Source organism: Nocardioides marinquilinus (assembly GCF_039543705.1).
Lineage (GTDB): Bacteria > Actinomycetota > Actinomycetes > Propionibacteriales > Nocardioidaceae > Nocardioides > Nocardioides marinquilinus.
In genome coordinates, this window is the sequence record NZ_BAABKG010000001.1 from 802,472 (window position 1) to 817,675 (window position 15,204).

The following is a 15,204-nucleotide window of genomic DNA, read 5'->3' on the forward strand; positions in this document are numbered from 1 at the left end:
GTCAGAGGTCGGCCGGGCGCAGCACGCGGTTGATGCCGTGCGCGACCTGGCGGTTGCCGCGGTTGATGTCGATCAGCTCGGGCACCAGGCGCGGGTCGAGGTCGTTCGGGTCGGCGTCGACGAGGCGGACCGTCTTGCGGTCGGGGCGCAGGCCGATGTCGGCGCCGATCGCGGTGGTCAGCGACTCCCGGTCGGCGGTGGCGTCGAGGATGTACGGCGAGGCCAGGCTGCGGGTGACGACGTGGTAGAGCAGCACGGTCTCGAGGGTCTTGACGTCGACCAGCCTGGTCAGCTTGCGCACGGTCTGGTGCTCGGTGCCGGCGTGCTTGCCGGTGAGGTCGGCGACCAGGCGCTTGAAGGCGAGGTCGGTCGGCACGAAGACGGTCAGGGGCTGCTTGCCGTCGGCGACCAGGCCGACCGGGCTCTTCGGGCGCTCCTCGAGCACGAGCATGATCGCGGCCTCGGCGATGTCGAAGTCCTGGCCGTTGCGGTCGAAGCCCTTGTCGGCGGCGAGCAGGGTGGCGAGGCTGCGCACGCCCTTGGCCTTCGGGGCGGCCTTGGTGGCGACCGACGCGCCGGTGTCGGCGGCGGAGGCGCTGCCGACCGCGCCGAACGCGGCCATCGAGGTCAGGGCGACGGCGCCGGCGAGGCCGGCGGCCAGGCGGTGGAGGTGGGGTCGGGGCATGGGGACACTCCTCGGTCGAGGCCGCGCGGTTCACGGCCACCGGCCTCGAAGTTAGGACGGCGCACCGTGCGCCGACCTCACCCCGCTGTCATCCCTGCGGGTGATCTCGGGCCACCACTCTCGACGAGGCCCCCGAAAGGGTGTAAGGGCGCTCAGGCGCGGGCGTCGCCGCCCCAGTTGGCGAGCTTGGTGGCGACCGTGTGCAGGTCGGCGCGCCAGACGTCCTCGGGGCCGGGCGGCAGGACGTCGTCCCACTCGAGCGCGGTGGAGCCCAGCACGTTCGTCAGCCGGGCGGTGCGGGCGACGAACCACTGGTGGAAGTGGGAGCCGCCGTCGCCGAAGCGGCTGACGTGCACGCGGCCGACGTGGTCGAGGCTCTCCGTGATGCGCACCAGCCGGTTGGTGATGCGGCCCAGCTGCGAGGCGAGCTCGTCGTCGAGGGTGCCCATGTCGAGGTGCTCGCGCGTGTGCAGCGTCAGCACCAACGGCAGGCCCGACGGACGGCCGTGGTGGGTGAGCACCCACACGGGGTCCTCCCACACGATGCGCTCGGCGTCGAAGCCGGTGACGCAGGCGCTGCACGGCTTGTCGGGCGCCTCGCCCCAGCGTGGCGGCTCGTCGGACGGCGGCATCAGGGTGCGTGGCGCGATGGCGCCGTCGACCACCGTCCACGGGAAGATGTCCCAGTCGCCCAGGGCCGGCATCGGCAGGTGGCCGTCGGCCCCGACCGCCGCCACGACCCGTGCATAGACGTCCTCAGCAGACTCCGCCATGGCCGACAGCCTGCCAAACGCCCTCGCGGCCGGCGCGGGCAGGTGCGCCGGGCGCGGGGCTGGAGCGAGGGTGATCCCCGATGACACGCGCGTGGGCGGGTGTGAGCGTGGAGGCATGAGCACTCTCTCGGGAACCACCACGCCCGCCCGCCGCTCCCTGCGCCGCGCCGCCGCCGTCGGCGCCGGCACGCTGCTCGGGCTCACGGGCGCGTTCGCGACCGCCGGGCCCGCCTCGGCCGTCACCCAGGCCAGCGCCGAGTCGCAGTTCAGCGCCGCGGGCATCTCGTGGACGTCGTCCGGCGGCTGCACCACGCGCAGCAACTCGACGTGCACCTCCTTCGACGGCATCCGGCAGGCGACCATCGACGGTGCCAAGACCCTGAAGAGCGCCAGCGGCTGCGGCCTGACGATCACCGGCGGCACCGAGGTGGGCCACGCCGGCGGCACCTACAGCCACTACAACGGCTACAAGCTCGACTTCTCGCGCACCTCGTGCCTGACCAGCTGGGTGACCGGCACCTACACCTACATCGGCACCCGCAGCGACGGCGCCGCCCAGTACCAGTCGGGCGCCGGCAACGTCTACGCCGACGAGGGCAACCACTGGGACGTCACGTTCTACAACTGCGGCGGGTGCTGATACTCGACCTACCCGGTCGACTAACCTGGGGCGCGTGACGACGCTGCCCGCCGACCTGCCCCGCCACGCCGACCCCGTGGTCGTCGTCCCGGCCCCCGGGGAGGGCCCCGGCAACTGGTCGGGGGCCGCGAGCGCGGTGCTGGTCGACGGCGTGTTCTGGCTGACGTGGCGGGTGCGGCGTCCGCTCACCGCGGGCCGCGGCGTCAGCGTCATGGTCGCCCGCTCCGACGACGGGCTGCTCTTCGAGCCGGTCGCAGCGGTCAACCGCGACGCGTTCGGGTGCGAGTCCTTCGAGCGCCCGGTGCTCGTGCCGGTGCCCGGGGTCGGGTGGCGGCTCTACCTGTCGTGCGCCACCTACGACTCCAAGCACTGGTGGGTCGACAGCCTGACCGCGGCCACGCCGGCCGAGCTGCCCGCGGGCGAGCGCCGCGTGGTGCTGCCCGGCGACGACACGGTGGCCGTCAAGGACCCCGTCGTCACCCACGGCCGCCCCACCGACCCCGCGGCCGGGCCGTGGGAGATGTGGCTGTGCTGCCACCCGCTCACCGAGCCCGGCCACGAGGACCGCATGACCACCCGCCGGCTCACCAGCCACGACGGCCTCGCGTGGGACGACCGGGGCGAGGTGCTCGCCGGCCGGCCGGGCCGTTGGGACGCCCGCGGCGCGCGGGTCACCACCGTGCTGCCCGCGACCGACGACCGGCTCTCGGTGCTCTACGACGGTCGCGTCGACGCCGCCGCCAACTGGCACGAGACCACCGGCCTCGCGCACTGGGACGGCGTCCGGCTCGTGCCCGACGACGCCGTCGGCCCGATCGCCTCCCCGCACTCCGACGGCGCCTGGCGCTACGCCGCCGCCGTCCCCCTGCCGGACGGCCGCACCCGCTTCTACGTCGAGTCCGCCCGTCCCGACGGCGCCCACGACCTCGTCACCGTCGTCACCGGCTGACCCGTCGGACATGTCTGACGGGTCACCGCGCATCCGACGCTGACCCGTCGGACATGTCTGACGGGTCGGCGGAGTCGCGTCGGTCTGTTCCCGTGCGTGGTCTCGACCCGCCGGTCGCGACCTGCTTCGTCGGCCGCGCGGCGTGCTCGACCTTCGCCCGCTACGCGAGCCGCTCCTTCGTCGCGTCTCGCTGCGGGCTCCGCTCGTCGAAGGAGCCGCGGGCGGTGGGGGAGAGCCAGTCGCCGAAGTCCTCGCCGGTCAACGACGAGAGCAGGGCGATGTCGGCGGCGAAGACCTCGACGAGGGCGGCGCGCTCGTCGGGGGAGAGGCGCGGACGACGGGCGCCCCCGCCCTGCAGGGCGCCCACCAGCGGCCGGCTGGCCCGGCGCCAGAGGCGCGGCGGCGCGAACTGGCCGAGGGCCGCGCCGCCCCGCACCACCGGCCCGAGGGTGCGGGTGCGCCAGCCGGGCTCGGCGAAGGCGCGGGCGTTGTCGCGGGGGATCGAGGTGACCAGGCCCTCGCGGATGCCGAGGAACCGGCAGGTGCGGTCGATCGCGGCCACCGGCTCGTCGACGATGTCGCGGTAGCGCAGCACCAGCACCTGCTCGCGCGGCACGTGCTCGTACAGGTGCGCCAGCTGCTCGCCGTACAGGCCGAGGTCGCGGTAGCGCCAGAACGGCGCCCAGCCGCGCGCCACGCGCTCGTCCTGCAGGCCGAAGGCGGAGACGAAGTCGGGCTCGGGCTCGAGACCGTCCGACCACAGGTGCATCCAGTTGCTGTGCGCCCGGTCGACCGGGTCGCGGACGACGGCTACCACCCTCACCTCAGGCAGCGCGGCACCGAAGCGGCGGTGGGCGCCGCGTGACCAGAGGTAGAACGGCGTGCAGTCGCCGCGCACCTGGTGGGGCTCGGCGGGCTCGAAGAGCGCGGCGTACTCCTCGGCGCGCCACACCCACTCCTGCTGCGAGTGACGGTCGCCCGGGCCGCTCCAGTGCGGGGGCGGGGCGTCGTCGCAGAGCCAGAACTTCGGCTCCTTGGGGTTGCTGACGAACACGTCGGGATGCCGGGCCAGCGCGGCGTGCAGCGCCGTCGTCCCGGCCTTGGGAGCGCCGACGAGGAGGAAGTCAGGACGGGCGGGCCGCATCCTTGAATACTAATCGGCTCTGGTTACAGCACAATGGGCCCGGCCCCTATGCTGGGAGCGTGCTCAACATCCCGGCGGCGCCGGTCGTCGACGGCGCGCGGCACGTGCACTCGGGCAAGGTCCGCGACCTCTACGAGCTCACGTCCGGCCCGCACGAGGGACGCCTGCTCATGGTCGCCAGCGACCGCATCTCGATCTTCGACCACGTGCTCGGGACGACGATCCCCGACAAGGGCGAGATCCTCACCCGGATGTCGCTGTGGTGGTTCGACCAGCTGGCCGACCTCGTGCCCGCTCACGTCGTCTCCGCCGACCCCGCCGACCTGCCGCCCGGCCTGGCCGGGCGCGCGGTGATCTGCGAGCGGCTCGAGATGTACCCCGTCGAGTGCGTCGCCCGGGGCTACCTCACCGGGTCGGGGCTGCTCGACTACCGCGCGAGCGGTGCCGTGTGCGGCGTCCCCCTGCCCGACGGTCTCGACGACGGCAGCCGGCTGCCCGCGCCGATCTTCACGCCGGCGACGAAGGCCGACCTCGGCGAGCACGACGAGAACGTCGACCTCGCCACCGTCGAGCGGCTGGTCGGTCGCGACGTCGCCGCCACCCTCCGCGAGACGACGCTCGCCGTCTACGCCCGCGCCGAGCAGCTGGCCCGCGAGCGCGGCATCCTCCTGGCCGACACCAAGCTCGAGTTCGGCGTCCGCCCCGGTGGGGACGTGGACCGCAGCGCGCTCGTGCTCGGCGACGAGGTGCTCACCCCCGACTCGTCCCGCTTCTGGCCGGCCGACCACTGGCAGCCCGGCCGCGCGCAGCCCTCGCTCGACAAGCAGATCGTGCGTGACTGGGCGCTCTCGCCGGCCTCGGGCTGGCAGCGCGACTCGGGCGAGCCGCCACCCGCGCTGCCCGCCGAGGTGGTCGACCGCACGCGGGCGGGCTACGTCGAGGCCTACGAACGACTGACCGGAGAGCGCTGGTGACCCCATGAGCAGACCGATCCGCTTCGACGTGTCCTGCGAGGAGGCCTACGACTACCTCGTCGCCCCCGACAACCGGCCCGAGTGGCAGTCGAGCCTGGCCGCCGTCGCCGACGTGCAGGGCGAGGACAACGTCGTGGGCCAGCACTGGACCGACGTCACCAAGGCCCGGCTGCGGCCGCACATGGAGCTCACCGACGCCGACCGGCCGCACCGCTGGTCCGAGCGCGGCACCTGGCGCGGCTTCAGCGCCACCCTCACGCTCTGCTTCACCCCGGTCGGCTCGGTCTGCGACGTCACCGTCGGTCTCGACATGCAGGCCCGCGGCATCGCGCGCCCCGTCGGCGCGGTGCTCAACCGGATGGCGCCCTCCGCCGTCCGCTCCGACCTCAAGCGCGCGGCGCGCATCCTCGCCGAGCGGGCGGGCGACGCCCCGACCCGCTGACCCGCTGACCCGCCGACCCGCCGACCCGCTGACGCGCTGCGAACCGGTGAGTAGGTTGCAGCCGTGACCGACTTCAACCTCGCGAGCCTGCTCGAGCGCACCGCCGCCGCCCACCCCGACCGTGAGGCCGTCGTCCTCGCCCGGCCCGGCGCCGAGAGCGTCCGGCTGACCTACGCGCAGGTCGACGGCGCGGCCAACCAGCTGGCCAACGCGCTCGTCGAGCGCGGCGTGCGACCCGGCGACCCGGTGGCGCTCAGCTGCCCCAACCTGCCGTGGTTCCCGATCGCCTACTACGCGATCCTCAAGGCCGGGGGCACCGTCGTCCCCCTCAACGTGCTGCTCAAGGGCCGCGAGGTGGCCTACCACCTCGACGACTCCGGGGCGAAGGCCTACCTGTGCTTCGAGGGCACCGACGAGCTGCCGATCGGCGCCGAGGGACACCGCGGCTTCACCGACGCGGCGGGCTGCGAGCTGTTCGTGGCCATCACCGTCGACCCGGCCGGCGCGAGCCCGTTCGAGGGCACCGAGACGCTCGGGCAGCTGATGGCCGGCCAGCCGCCCACCTTCGAGACCGTCGTCACCGACGAGGACGACGTCGCCGTCGTCCTCTACACCTCCGGCACCACGGGCCAGCCCAAGGGCGCCGAGCTGCGCCACCGCAACATGCGCGACAACGCGCTGCTCGGCGAGGAGCTCTTCGGCGCCGACGCCGGCAACCCCGACACGCTGCTGTGCGTGCTGCCGCTGTTCCACTCCTTCGGCCAGACCGTGATCATGAACGGCGGCTTCGGCTACGGCGGCACCGTCGTCATGCTGCCGCGCTTCGAGGCCGGCGCCGCGCTGACGACGATGGCGGCCGAGGGCATCACGTTCTTCGCCGGCGTCCCGACGATGTACTGGGGCCTGCTCGGTGCGCTCGACGACTCCGGCGTCGACGTCGCCGCGCTGGCCGAGCAGCTGCGGGTGGCGGTCGCGGGCGGCGCGAGCCTGCCGGTCGAGGTGCACAAGGACTTCGAGCAGCGCTTCGGCGTCACCATCCTCGAGGGCTACGGCCTGTCCGAGACCTCGCCGGTGGCCAGCTTCAGCCGCCTCGGGCACGGCGTGCGGGTCGGCTCGATCGGCCAGCCCGCGCCCGGCGTCGAGATGACGCTGCTCGAGCCAGGCACGTGGGACCCGATCGAGTGGAGCGCCGAGGACCCCGACCGGGTCGGCGAGATCGCCATCAAGGGCCACAACATCATGAAGGGCTACCACGGCCGGCCCGAGGCCACCGACGAGGCGATCCAGGACGGCTGGTTCCGCTCCGGCGACCTCGGACGCCGCGACGCCGACGGCTGGTACTACATCGTCGACCGCAGCAAGGACATGATCATCCGCGGCGGCTACAACGTGTACCCGCGCGAGATCGAGGAGGTGCTGATGACGCACCCCGCCGTCTCGCTCGCCGCCGTCATCGGCGTCCCACACGAGAGCCACGGCGAGGAGGTCAAGGCGGTCGTCATCCTCGAGAAGGGCGCGGAGATCACCGAGGACGAGCTGGTCGCCTGGGGCAAGGAGCAGATGGCCTCCTACAAGTACCCGCGCGTCGTCGAGTTCCGCAGCGAGCTGCCGATGACCGCGACCGGCAAGATCCTCAAGCGCGAGCTGGCCTGAGGCGCGCCGGCGATGCCACCGATCCTCCGGGTGCTGCTGCTCGTGCTCGCCCTGCTGCTGCTGACCGTGGGCGCCCTGTGGACCCTGCAGGGCCTCGGCGTGATCGGCGGCAGCTCGATGTCGGGCGAGAACACGTGGGCCATCGTGGGGCCGCTGGTCGCGGGCCTCGGGGTGGCGCTGGCCGTCGTCGTCGTCCAGGGAGGGCCTCGGAGCCGTCCGTAGGCTGACCGGCATGAGCGCTCCGCACGGTCAGCCGACGCCGCCGGCGGTCGACTACGCCGAGCCCGCGCGGGTGCCGGCGTCGCGCCGGGGACCGCGGCTGGCGGGGGCCACCGGCTCCGCGCCGCGGTGGCTGCGGGCCGGCTGCTGGGTGGCTGCGGCAGCGCTCGCCGTCCCGCTGGTGCTGCCGCTGCTGGCCGGGCCGCAGACCGGTGCCGACTCGCCCGAGGAGGCCGTCGACCAGCTGCTGCAGGGCATCGCCGACCTCGACGCCGCCGCCATCGTCGCGGCCGTCGACCCCGACGAGACCGACGACCCCTCGGTGGCCGACAGCGCCTACCAGCGGCTGCGGTCGGTGCGCCGCGTCGGCGACGAGGTGCCGCCCGACGTCACCGCGGTGCTCAACGCCGCCGAGGCGCAGGTGGGCGGGCAGGTCGACCGGCGCGCGCTCGCCACCCTCGCCGCCGTCGACATCGCCCTCGACGACCTCGAGCTGGACGCCGGCCCGCCCGGCTCCGACGGCACGGTGCAGGTCGCCATCCTCGACGGGGTCCTCGGCGTCACCGTCGACCCGAGCCGGCTGCCCGACGAGGTCGACGGCCTCGACCCGGCCACCTACGACATGCCGCTGGTGGAGGGCTGGCGTGCCCGCGACGTCGGCTTCGAGCCGTTCCTGACCACCGTCGAGCGCGACGGCCGCTGGTACGTCAGCCTCGACGCCACCGCCGACGACATCCTGGGCGCGACCTCGTGAGGGCCGCCCCCCGCGACCTCGCCGCCGCCGGCCTGTGGGCCGCCGCGGCGATCGGCTGGGTGCTGGCGATGCGGGTGCCCTGGTACCGCGCCGGCGTGCTGGGCGACGTCACCGTGCTCGACGGCGCCGAGCTGCTGCGCGCCGGTGTGTTCGGCGTGCCCGCCGTCGCGGGGTTCGCCGTCGTCGCCCTGCCGGCGGTCGCCCTGGTGCTGCTCGGCCTCGCACCGGTGCACGGCCGCGCCGCGATGGTCGCGAGGGTGGTGCTCTGGCTGGTCGGCACGGGCTCCGCCGTGGCGCTCCTGCTGGTCACCTGGCCGCTCGGCGGGGGCGCGATCGGGCTGGGCGCCGGTCTCGTGGTGCTCGCCTGTGTGCTGGGCGCGATCGCCCTCGGCTGCGCCACCGTGACCCCGCACCGGGAGGCCGCCGACGGGGTCCGGGGCATGACCGAGCCGCTCGGCGGGTAGGGGACCGGGGTCACGGACCCCGACCTGACTCGGCAGGAGACATCGACCATGGAGGTCATCCCCACCCGGCTCGTCGAGCTGGCCCAGCAGTGCCTCGCCGCCTCGCAAGAGGTGACCGGCGCCAGCGTCGGCGGCGCAGCCGCCCTGCAGCTCGACGGCTCAGCCGCCGGCAACAGCGACGCCGCCCCGACCCTGATCACCGCCCACCAGTCCCTCGTCGAGGCCGCTAGCCAGGCGTGCGACCGGCTGGTGGCCACCCTCGAGCACGACTACGACGGCCTGCTCGCGGTCGCCTTCGACGTCTCGACGACCGACCTCGACCAGGCCCAGGGCTACGAGACCCAGCTGAGCTTCGTCGAGCTGCTCCAGGCGGGGGTCGTCTGATGGCCGGCGGCATCTTCGACCTGCGCGACGACCCCGACGCGCTCGTGCGCGCCGCCGAGCGGTGGGCCGAGCTCGGTCGCACGCTCGGCAGCGCCGGCGACGACGTCACCGAGGGCTCGCAGACCACGTTCAACGCCGGCTGGGAGGGCCAGACGGCGACCTCGTTCGACGAGCACCGCCGCGAGCTCACCGCCGACTTCGACGCGGCCGCGGAGGCGGCGAGCACCGTCAACCGCACGCTGACCCAGTCGGCCGGCGCGCTGCGGGTCGCCCAGGCGCAGCTCGACACCGAGTTCTCCAAGGTCGCTGACGTGCGGCACGTCGACTTCCTGAACCTGCTGCAGTTCTTCCCCGAGGACGAGGACGAGGAGCGACGCGTCAACCAGGCGATCGCCGCCGCGGAGGGCATCCGCACCGACCTCGACGCCAAGCTCACCGCCGACGCCGACGCGCTCACCGCCGCCACGGCGGTCTGGGACGACATCTCGTCGAGCTGGGCCTCGGTGGCCGGCGGCAACAAGCCGTTCGACTACGACGACGACGCCGGCGGCGCCGGCGTCATCACCAACGGCGACCAGACGATCGTCAACACCGGACCCGGCGACGACGAGGTGATCGTCTTCGTCAACGGCAAGGGCGAGCAGATCGTCATCGTCAACGGCGTCCCCTACCGCTTCCCGCCGGGCCAGCACGTCACCGTCCGCACCGGCCAGGGCGAGGACGTCGTCCGCGTGGGCAAGGGCGGCACCGTCGGCTTCACCATCACCGGCAGCGACGACGAGGACCACATCACCGGCGGTGACGGCGACGACACCATCCTCGGCCTCGGCGGCGACGACCAGATCGACGGCGGGGGCGGCGACGACCAGCTCTCCGGCAACGCCGGGCGCGACTACCTCGACGGCCAGGACGGCGACGACGTGGTCACCGGCGGCGACGGCGACGACACCGTCTACGGCCTCGGGGGCGACGACGTCCTCTCCGGCGGCGACGGGCAGGACTACCTCGAGGGCGGCACCGGCGACGACGTCCTCGACGGCGGCGACGACGGCGACGTGCTCTCCGGTGGCGACGACGACGACACGATCATCGGGGGCGACGGCGACGACGTCTCCTACGCCGGCCGCGGCGACGACACCACCTACGGCGGCACCGGCGCCGACACCTCGAACGCCGAGAGCGGTGACCGCGACGAGGGCGTCGAGAACCACGTCCAGGTCGAGATCGAGGAGCCGCCGGAGTACATCAAGATCGAGGGCTCCCCGGAGTTCGTGGCCCGCGTCGAGGCCGACCTGCAGCTGCTGATGAGCAGCCCGCGGGGCCAGGAGATGCTCGCCAACCTCGAGCGCGCCTACGACGACTCGGGCACGCTCGGCATCGGCAAGCAGGGCCTGACCATCAGCGAGTTCGACGGCAACGACAACAGCTCGGCGCACCCGGGCGGACCGCTGGGCCAGGACCACGAGATCAAGTACTCGCCCTACGTCGACACCATCCAGGGCGCCCCGCCCTCTGTCGTGCTCTACCACGAGCTCGCGCACGTGTACGACTACGCCAACGACACCTACATGGACGGCCAGTACAACGGCGACGACCCGCGCGACCACGGGGACAACAACTCCGAGCGCCAGGCCTCCGGGCTGCCCGTCGACCACGACAACGACCCGTCGACGCCCGAGATCATCGACCCCGACCACCCCGTCGAGTACACCGAGAACGGGCTGCGCGACGAGATGGGCCTCCCGCCGCGCACGCACTACTGATGCGCCGCGTCCGCGTCCTGGTCCCCGCCCTCGCGCTCGGCCTCCTGGCCGGGTGCGGGGACGACGCCGGCGGCGACGTCGGAGATGTCGGCGACGAGCCCGCGCCGCCGTCGTCGTCCGCCCCTGCCACCTCCGCGGCGCCGGCCGACCTCGGTGCCACCCTCGACGCCGACGTGCGGGTCGACGGCTCGCTGGTGCGCATCCGCTACACGCTCACCAACGGCGGCGACGAGCCGCTGCCGGTGGTCGACGCCGTGGGCACCGACGCCGCCACCATCGACCCCACCGAGGTCTACGTGGTCGGCGCCGACGACGGTGTGCTGCAGCTCTCGCAGCGGCTCTTCGCCCGGCCGGCCGACGACGACAACGACTACGCCGCACCGTTCTACGCCGGCGTCACCGAGGTGCCCCCCGGCGAGAGCCTCGAGCGCTCTCTCGAGGTCGGGCTGCCGGCGCGCGAGGACAAGCCGTTCCCGGGCTACTACGCCGACGGCGAGCAGCCGGCGCCGTGGCCGGCCGCGTCCGTGGTGTTCTGCGTCGGCGCGCTCGACCCGGCCCTCGACCTGCTCGACGGCCGCGTCACCCACGGCTCGGACGTCGCCCAGCAGGTCCTCTGCAGCGACGAGGTCGACCTCACCTGACCCTCACGGACCAACGAACCCACGGACCCTGAGCTTGTCGAAGGGCCTGGACAGGTCAACGGGCTGGTGTGGCGGGACAACTCGACTGCTGTATCGAGCTGCGCCTCCGCTCCTTCGTCGCTTCGGCGCGTGTTCGCGGTGCCTGATGCGATCGTCTTCCTCCGTGCGCGCGGAAGGGCTCGGGGGTCGCGTCAGGGCCCTTCGACGAGCTCAGGGTCCGTGAGGTGGCCTGGGCGGCTTCACTCGAAGGGGTTGGGCAGGGCGCCGGGGAGCTGGGCGAGCAGCTCGCGGGCGCGGCCGGCGACCTTGTGCTCGACGAGCACCTCGTAGCGGGTGGCGACGACCTGGGTGACCGACTGGAAGTCGCGGCGGCCGCGGGTCATGCCGTAGCCGAGCAGCGCCCAGATCAGGAAGAACAGGGCGCCGAACGCCATCGACGACAGCACGGTGGCCAGCACGCTGCCCTCGGCGAAGATCGAGAGGATCAGGCCGATGAACAGCCCGAACCACGCGCCGGAGGCGAAGCCACCGACGGCGACGCGGCCGGTGGTCAGCCGGCCGGTGATGCGCTCGATGCGCTTGAGGTCGGTGCCGACGATCATGCAGTTCTCGACGGGGAAGTGCTCGTCGGAGAGGAAGTCGACGGTGCGCTGGGCCTGCTCGTAGTCGTCGTAGACGGCCAGCGACTGCGGGAACTCGAGCCGGAGCGCACGGGTGGCGCCGGTGGCGCCGGCGCTACGACGTCCGCCGGGGGTGGTCATGCTCATGGTCGAAGTCTGCCCGACTACCCTGAACGTGTGCCGAAGGTCGTGGTCGACGTGATGCCCAAGCCCGAGATCCTCGACCCCCAGGGCAAGGCGGTGCTCGGTGCGCTGCCCCGCCTGGGCTTCGAGGGCGTCGTCGACGTGCGGCAGGGCAAGCGCTTCGAGCTGGAGATCACCGGAGACGTGACCCCCGAGCTGCTCGCCCAGGTGCACGCGATGGCCGAGACGCTGCTGTCGAACCCGGTCATCGAGACCTTCGCCGTGCGCGTGGAGCCCACGGCGTGAAGGTCGGCGTCGTCACCTTCCCCGGCTCGCTCGACGACGTCGACGCCCTGCGCGCGTCGCGGCTCGGCGGCCACGAGGCGGTCGCGCTGTGGCACGGCGACCACGACCTGCGTGGGGTCGACGCCGTCGTCCTGCCGGGCGGGTTCTCCTACGGCGACTACCTGCGCTGCGGGGCGATCTCGCGCTTCGCGCCGGTGATGACCGAGGTGGTCGAGGCCGCCGGCAAGGGGATGCCGGTGCTCGGCATCTGCAACGGCTTCCAGATCCTGTGCGAGTCGCACCTGCTGCCGGGCGCGCTGATCCGCAACGACCACCAGCGGTTCGTGTGCCGCGACCAGCGGCTGCGCGTCGAGAACACCACCACGCCGTGGACGGCGTCCTACGCGGACGGGCAGGAGGTGATGATCGTGCTCAAGAACGGTGAGGGCGGCTACGTCGCCGACGCCGAGACGCTCGACCGGCTCGAGGGCGAGGGGCAGGTCGTGGCCCGCTACCTCGACACCAACCCCAACGGCTCGCTGCGCGACATCGCCGGCGTGTGCAACGAGCGCGGCAACGTCGTCGGGCTGATGCCGCACCCCGAGCACGCCGTCGAGGACCTCACCGGCTGCGGCACCGACGGCCTCGGCTTCTTCACCTCGCTGGCCGCCGCCGCGTTCGCATGAGCGGCCTGACGCCGGCGCTGCTGTTCCGCCGCGTCGCGATCGCCGAGGCGATCACCTGGGCGCTGCTGCTGATCGGCATGGCGTTGAAGTACGTCAGCGACACCACCGAGCTCGGCGTGCAGGTCGCCGGCCCGATCCACGGCGTCGTGTTCGTGGCCTACTGCGTCACCGCCGTCGTCGTGGCCGTCGACCAGCGCTGGACGACGGGCCGCACCCTGCTGGGTCTCGCCTCGGCCGTGCCGCCGTTCGTCACCGTCGTCTTCGACGTGGTCGTCGATCGCCGCGGTGGTTTCGGCCCCTGGCGGCTGCGTGACGGCGAGCCCGGCCGCGGCGTCGACCGGCCGGTGGCGTGGCTGCTGCGGCGTCCGGTGCGGGGGCTGCTCGCCGGGCTGGCCGCGGTCGCCGTCCTCACCGGCCTCGCGCTGCTGGTCGGCCCGCCGGTCTAGGGGTCAGCGCTCGCGCGCCCCGGCCTGCAGCTTGGTCCAGGTGGCGGCGGTGACGATGCCGGTGGGGTTGAGCCCGACGCGCCGCTGGTAGGCGCGCACGGTGTCGGCGGTGACGCCGCGGTAGACGCCGTCCGCGGTGGCCTTCACGCCGATGTCGGAGGCGTTGATCGCGCGCTGGACGCGACGGGTGAAGACGCCCGAGGAGCCGATCTTCTGCACCGGCTTGTTGCCCGAGGAGAGCAGCGCCGTCCAGTCGCGGCGGAAGAAGCGGCCGTCGACGAAGAAGCCGCGCTTGGCCTTCCAGGCGCGCACGGCCCGCACGGTCGGCGTCTCGTAGCGGCCGCTGAGCTTGCCGGTGTAGAAGCCCTGCTCGGTCAGCAGGCACTGCAGCGCGCGCACCTTGCGGGGGCGGTCGGTGTAGCCCTCGTGCGAGCGCTCGATCGTCTCGTAGTTGCGGAAGGTGATCTGGACGCCGCCGCAGTGACGCTCCATCGGCGCGACCGAGCCGTGGCCGACGTCGAGGTAGTTGGAGTCGATGTTGATGCGCACCCCGCCCCAGACCTCGTCGTGGCCGCCGCGATACTGCTTGACGCGGCCGCCGGGCCGCCAGCCGTCGTCGCGGATGTAGGACGTCGAGTCGTTGGCGACGCCGTCCCAGCGCGCGATCCAGACGCGGTCGGGCAGCACGTAGGCGTTCGGGCGCTGCACCCGCGCGTCGTCCAGCGCCTTGATGCCCGAGCCGGCGCTGGAGTAGACGCCGGCGACGTAGCCGAGGCCGCGCACGGTCGTCGTCCACGTGCTGAGGAACGACAGGGCCGACTCGCGGCAGTCGGTGTTGCCGAGGTCGAAGCCCTCGAGGTCGTACCAGAGCGTGCTGCCGGGCACGATGCCCAGCGCCTGGGCGTCGACGACGGTGGACTTCGCGGAGTCGCGGCCCATCTCGCGGGCGCGGGGGTAGCGCCCCTTGCCGCGGAACGGGCTGATCTTGAAGTCGTCGCGGTAGCGCGGGAAGCGCGGCTGGCACGAGGCCTGCGGCCCGAGCGAGATCGGCAGCAGCTTCCAGCCCTTGGCGAGCTGGGTGCGCACCCACGCGGGCGTGAGGTTCGGCTGGTCGCGGCAGGCGCGCGAGTCGCCGGAGATGTAGATGCCCACGGCCAGGAACGGCGAGTGGTCGAGCCAGGTGTCCATCGCCGCCTGGGTCGGGGCGAGGCACTGGTCGAAGCCGTAGCCGGTGAAGTTGCCGGGCGTGACGCGGTTCGGTGGGTCCTCGCGGCGGTTGCCGGCGGCCGGGGCGGACGTCGTCGCCGCGACCGCGGCCACCGGGGCGGACGTCGTCCCCGCGGTGGCGGGGCCCTCGGCGGCGGCGAGCAGGGTCGCACCGAGGACGGCGGTCAGGGCGAGGCCGGTGATCCGGGTCGAGCGGGTCGAGCGGGTCGAGCGGGTCGAGCGGGTCGGGCGGGTGCGGGCACGGGGGAGCGTGGCGGGACGCATGGCGGAGCTCCAGGGGAAGAGGTGGTGTTCCGTCGGTCGGACGGCACCCTAGCCCCATCGGTCCCATC

19 protein-coding genes are annotated in these 15,204 nt (G+C 73.4%); 14 read left to right on the forward strand and 5 right to left on the reverse strand.

Annotated features, from left to right (window positions below; translation table 11 throughout):
- Window position 1: 1 nt before the first annotated feature.
- Together ABEA04_RS03855 and ABEA04_RS03860 are read right to left on the reverse strand one after the other, a co-directional pair.
- Window positions 2–685 (reverse strand): fasciclin domain-containing protein, encoded by a 684-nt coding sequence (locus ABEA04_RS03855; RefSeq protein ID WP_345454695.1) that lies wholly within the window; start codon window positions 683–685, stop codon window positions 2–4.
- A gap of 152 nt (window positions 686–837) precedes the next feature.
- Entirely contained in the window at window positions 838–1,458 is a 621-nt protein-coding gene (locus tag ABEA04_RS03860) for a hypothetical protein (protein ID WP_345454697.1), read from the reverse strand.
- Between the two features lie 115 nt (window positions 1,459–1,573).
- Here ABEA04_RS03860 and ABEA04_RS03865 point away from each other — a divergent pair, with 115 nt between their 5' ends.
- Complete coding sequence (locus ABEA04_RS03865) at window positions 1,574–2,098, forward strand: hypothetical protein (RefSeq protein WP_345454699.1); 525 nt, start codon at window positions 1,574–1,576, stop codon at window positions 2,096–2,098.
- Between the two features lie 34 nt (window positions 2,099–2,132).
- Window positions 2,133–3,047 (forward strand): hypothetical protein, encoded by a 915-nt coding sequence (locus ABEA04_RS03870; RefSeq protein WP_345454701.1) that lies wholly within the window; start codon window positions 2,133–2,135, stop codon window positions 3,045–3,047.
- A 160-nt stretch (window positions 3,048–3,207) separates the two neighbouring features.
- Here ABEA04_RS03870 and ABEA04_RS03875 read toward each other — a convergent pair whose 3' ends face one another.
- Window positions 3,208–4,191, reverse strand: a complete 984-nt coding sequence (locus tag ABEA04_RS03875) for a sulfotransferase family protein (RefSeq protein ID WP_345454703.1) — start codon at window positions 4,189–4,191, stop codon at window positions 3,208–3,210.
- Window positions 4,192–4,250: 59 nt separating this feature from the next.
- Between ABEA04_RS03875 and ABEA04_RS03880 the strand changes: the two genes are divergently transcribed.
- The 9 genes from ABEA04_RS03880 to ABEA04_RS03920 all read left to right on the forward strand — a co-directional run bounded on the left by ABEA04_RS03880 (window position 4,251) and on the right by ABEA04_RS03920 (window position 11,485).
- Entirely contained in the window at window positions 4,251–5,165 is a 915-nt protein-coding gene (locus ABEA04_RS03880) for a phosphoribosylaminoimidazolesuccinocarboxamide synthase (RefSeq protein WP_345454705.1), read from the forward strand.
- Between the two features lie 4 nt (window positions 5,166–5,169).
- Window positions 5,170–5,607, forward strand: coding sequence for an SRPBCC family protein (locus ABEA04_RS03885; protein ID WP_345454707.1), 438 nt, complete (start codon window positions 5,170–5,172; stop codon window positions 5,605–5,607).
- A gap of 63 nt (window positions 5,608–5,670) precedes the next feature.
- A complete protein-coding gene (locus ABEA04_RS03890) occupies window positions 5,671–7,260 on the forward strand; it encodes a long-chain-fatty-acid--CoA ligase (protein ID WP_345454709.1) in 1,590 nt (529 codons plus the stop codon).
- A 12-nt stretch (window positions 7,261–7,272) separates the two neighbouring features.
- The gene (locus ABEA04_RS03895) at window positions 7,273–7,482 is read left to right on the forward strand and encodes a hypothetical protein (protein ID WP_345454711.1); all 210 of its coding nucleotides are present in this window, start codon (window positions 7,273–7,275) and stop codon (window positions 7,480–7,482) included.
- A 10-nt stretch (window positions 7,483–7,492) separates the two neighbouring features.
- Window positions 7,493–8,233 (forward strand): hypothetical protein, encoded by a 741-nt coding sequence (locus tag ABEA04_RS03900; protein ID WP_345454713.1) that lies wholly within the window; start codon window positions 7,493–7,495, stop codon window positions 8,231–8,233.
- Window positions 8,230–8,697 (forward strand): hypothetical protein, encoded by a 468-nt coding sequence (locus tag ABEA04_RS03905; protein WP_345454716.1) that lies wholly within the window; start codon window positions 8,230–8,232, stop codon window positions 8,695–8,697. The genes ABEA04_RS03900 and ABEA04_RS03905 overlap by 4 nt, the downstream gene beginning before the upstream one ends.
- A gap of 48 nt (window positions 8,698–8,745) precedes the next feature.
- Entirely contained in the window at window positions 8,746–9,081 is a 336-nt protein-coding gene (locus ABEA04_RS03910; RefSeq protein WP_345454718.1) for a hypothetical protein, read from the forward strand.
- A complete protein-coding gene (locus ABEA04_RS03915) occupies window positions 9,081–10,844 on the forward strand; it encodes a M91 family zinc metallopeptidase (protein ID WP_345454719.1) in 1,764 nt (587 codons plus the stop codon). The genes ABEA04_RS03910 and ABEA04_RS03915 overlap by 1 nt, the downstream gene beginning before the upstream one ends.
- Window positions 10,844–11,485 (forward strand): hypothetical protein, encoded by a 642-nt coding sequence (locus tag ABEA04_RS03920; protein WP_345454721.1) that lies wholly within the window; start codon window positions 10,844–10,846, stop codon window positions 11,483–11,485. The genes ABEA04_RS03915 and ABEA04_RS03920 overlap by 1 nt, the downstream gene beginning before the upstream one ends.
- Window positions 11,486–11,724: 239 nt before the next feature.
- On the opposite strand, the gene ABEA04_RS03925 is transcribed toward ABEA04_RS03920, so the two are convergent.
- On the reverse strand, window positions 11,725–12,252 hold the full coding sequence (locus tag ABEA04_RS03925; RefSeq protein ID WP_425576981.1) for a YflT domain-containing protein: 528 nt from the start codon (window positions 12,250–12,252) through the stop codon (window positions 11,725–11,727).
- A gap of 30 nt (window positions 12,253–12,282) precedes the next feature.
- Here ABEA04_RS03925 and purS point away from each other — a divergent pair, with 30 nt between their 5' ends.
- From purS to ABEA04_RS03940, 3 genes are read left to right on the forward strand one after another with little or no spacing between them, the layout of a single operon-like run.
- Window positions 12,283–12,534, forward strand: coding sequence for a phosphoribosylformylglycinamidine synthase subunit PurS (gene purS / locus ABEA04_RS03930; RefSeq protein ID WP_345454723.1), 252 nt, complete (start codon window positions 12,283–12,285; stop codon window positions 12,532–12,534).
- Window positions 12,531–13,199, forward strand: a complete 669-nt coding sequence (purQ, locus tag ABEA04_RS03935) for a phosphoribosylformylglycinamidine synthase subunit PurQ (protein WP_345454725.1) — start codon at window positions 12,531–12,533, stop codon at window positions 13,197–13,199. The genes purS and purQ overlap by 4 nt, the downstream gene beginning before the upstream one ends.
- Window positions 13,196–13,645, forward strand: a complete 450-nt coding sequence (locus ABEA04_RS03940) for a DUF3817 domain-containing protein (RefSeq protein ID WP_345454727.1) — start codon at window positions 13,196–13,198, stop codon at window positions 13,643–13,645. The genes purQ and ABEA04_RS03940 overlap by 4 nt, the downstream gene beginning before the upstream one ends.
- Window positions 13,646–13,648: 3 nt before the next feature.
- Here the strand turns inward: ABEA04_RS03940 and ABEA04_RS03945 are convergent, their stop codons facing one another.
- Entirely contained in the window at window positions 13,649–15,136 is a 1,488-nt protein-coding gene (locus tag ABEA04_RS03945; RefSeq protein ID WP_345454729.1) for a glycoside hydrolase domain-containing protein, read from the reverse strand.
- Window positions 15,137–15,204: the final 68 nt, after the last annotated feature.

Excerpts from the sequence above, each read along its gene's own strand:
- ABEA04_RS03900 (WP_345454713.1), top strand. The coding sequence starts at position 7,493 with ATGAGCGCTCCGCACGGTCAGCCGACGCCGCCGGCGGTCGACTACGCC.
- ABEA04_RS03865 (WP_345454699.1), top strand. The coding sequence starts at position 1,574 with ATGAGCACTCTCTCGGGAACCACCACGCCCGCCCGCCGCTCCCTGCGC.
- ABEA04_RS03885 (WP_345454707.1), top strand. The coding sequence starts at position 5,170 with ATGAGCAGACCGATCCGCTTCGACGTGTCCTGCGAGGAGGCCTACGAC.
- ABEA04_RS03945 (WP_345454729.1), bottom strand. The coding sequence starts at position 15,136 with ATGCGTCCCGCCACGCTCCCCCGTGCCCGCACCCGCCCGACCCGCTCG.
- ABEA04_RS03940 (WP_345454727.1), top strand. The coding sequence starts at position 13,196 with ATGAGCGGCCTGACGCCGGCGCTGCTGTTCCGCCGCGTCGCGATCGCC.
- ABEA04_RS03875 (WP_345454703.1), bottom strand. The coding sequence starts at position 4,191 with ATGCGGCCCGCCCGTCCTGACTTCCTCCTCGTCGGCGCTCCCAAGGCC.
- ABEA04_RS03925 (WP_425576981.1), bottom strand. The coding sequence starts at position 12,252 with ATGAGCATGACCACCCCCGGCGGACGTCGTAGCGCCGGCGCCACCGGC.
- ABEA04_RS03920 (WP_345454721.1), top strand. The coding sequence starts at position 10,844 with ATGCGCCGCGTCCGCGTCCTGGTCCCCGCCCTCGCGCTCGGCCTCCTG.
- ABEA04_RS03855 (WP_345454695.1), bottom strand. The coding sequence starts at position 685 with ATGCCCCGACCCCACCTCCACCGCCTGGCCGCCGGCCTCGCCGGCGCC.
- ABEA04_RS03895 (WP_345454711.1), top strand. The coding sequence starts at position 7,273 with ATGCCACCGATCCTCCGGGTGCTGCTGCTCGTGCTCGCCCTGCTGCTG.
- ABEA04_RS03915 (WP_345454719.1), top strand. The coding sequence starts at position 9,081 with ATGGCCGGCGGCATCTTCGACCTGCGCGACGACCCCGACGCGCTCGTG.
- ABEA04_RS03910 (WP_345454718.1), top strand. The coding sequence starts at position 8,746 with ATGGAGGTCATCCCCACCCGGCTCGTCGAGCTGGCCCAGCAGTGCCTC.
- ABEA04_RS03860 (WP_345454697.1), bottom strand. The coding sequence starts at position 1,458 with ATGGCGGAGTCTGCTGAGGACGTCTATGCACGGGTCGTGGCGGCGGTC.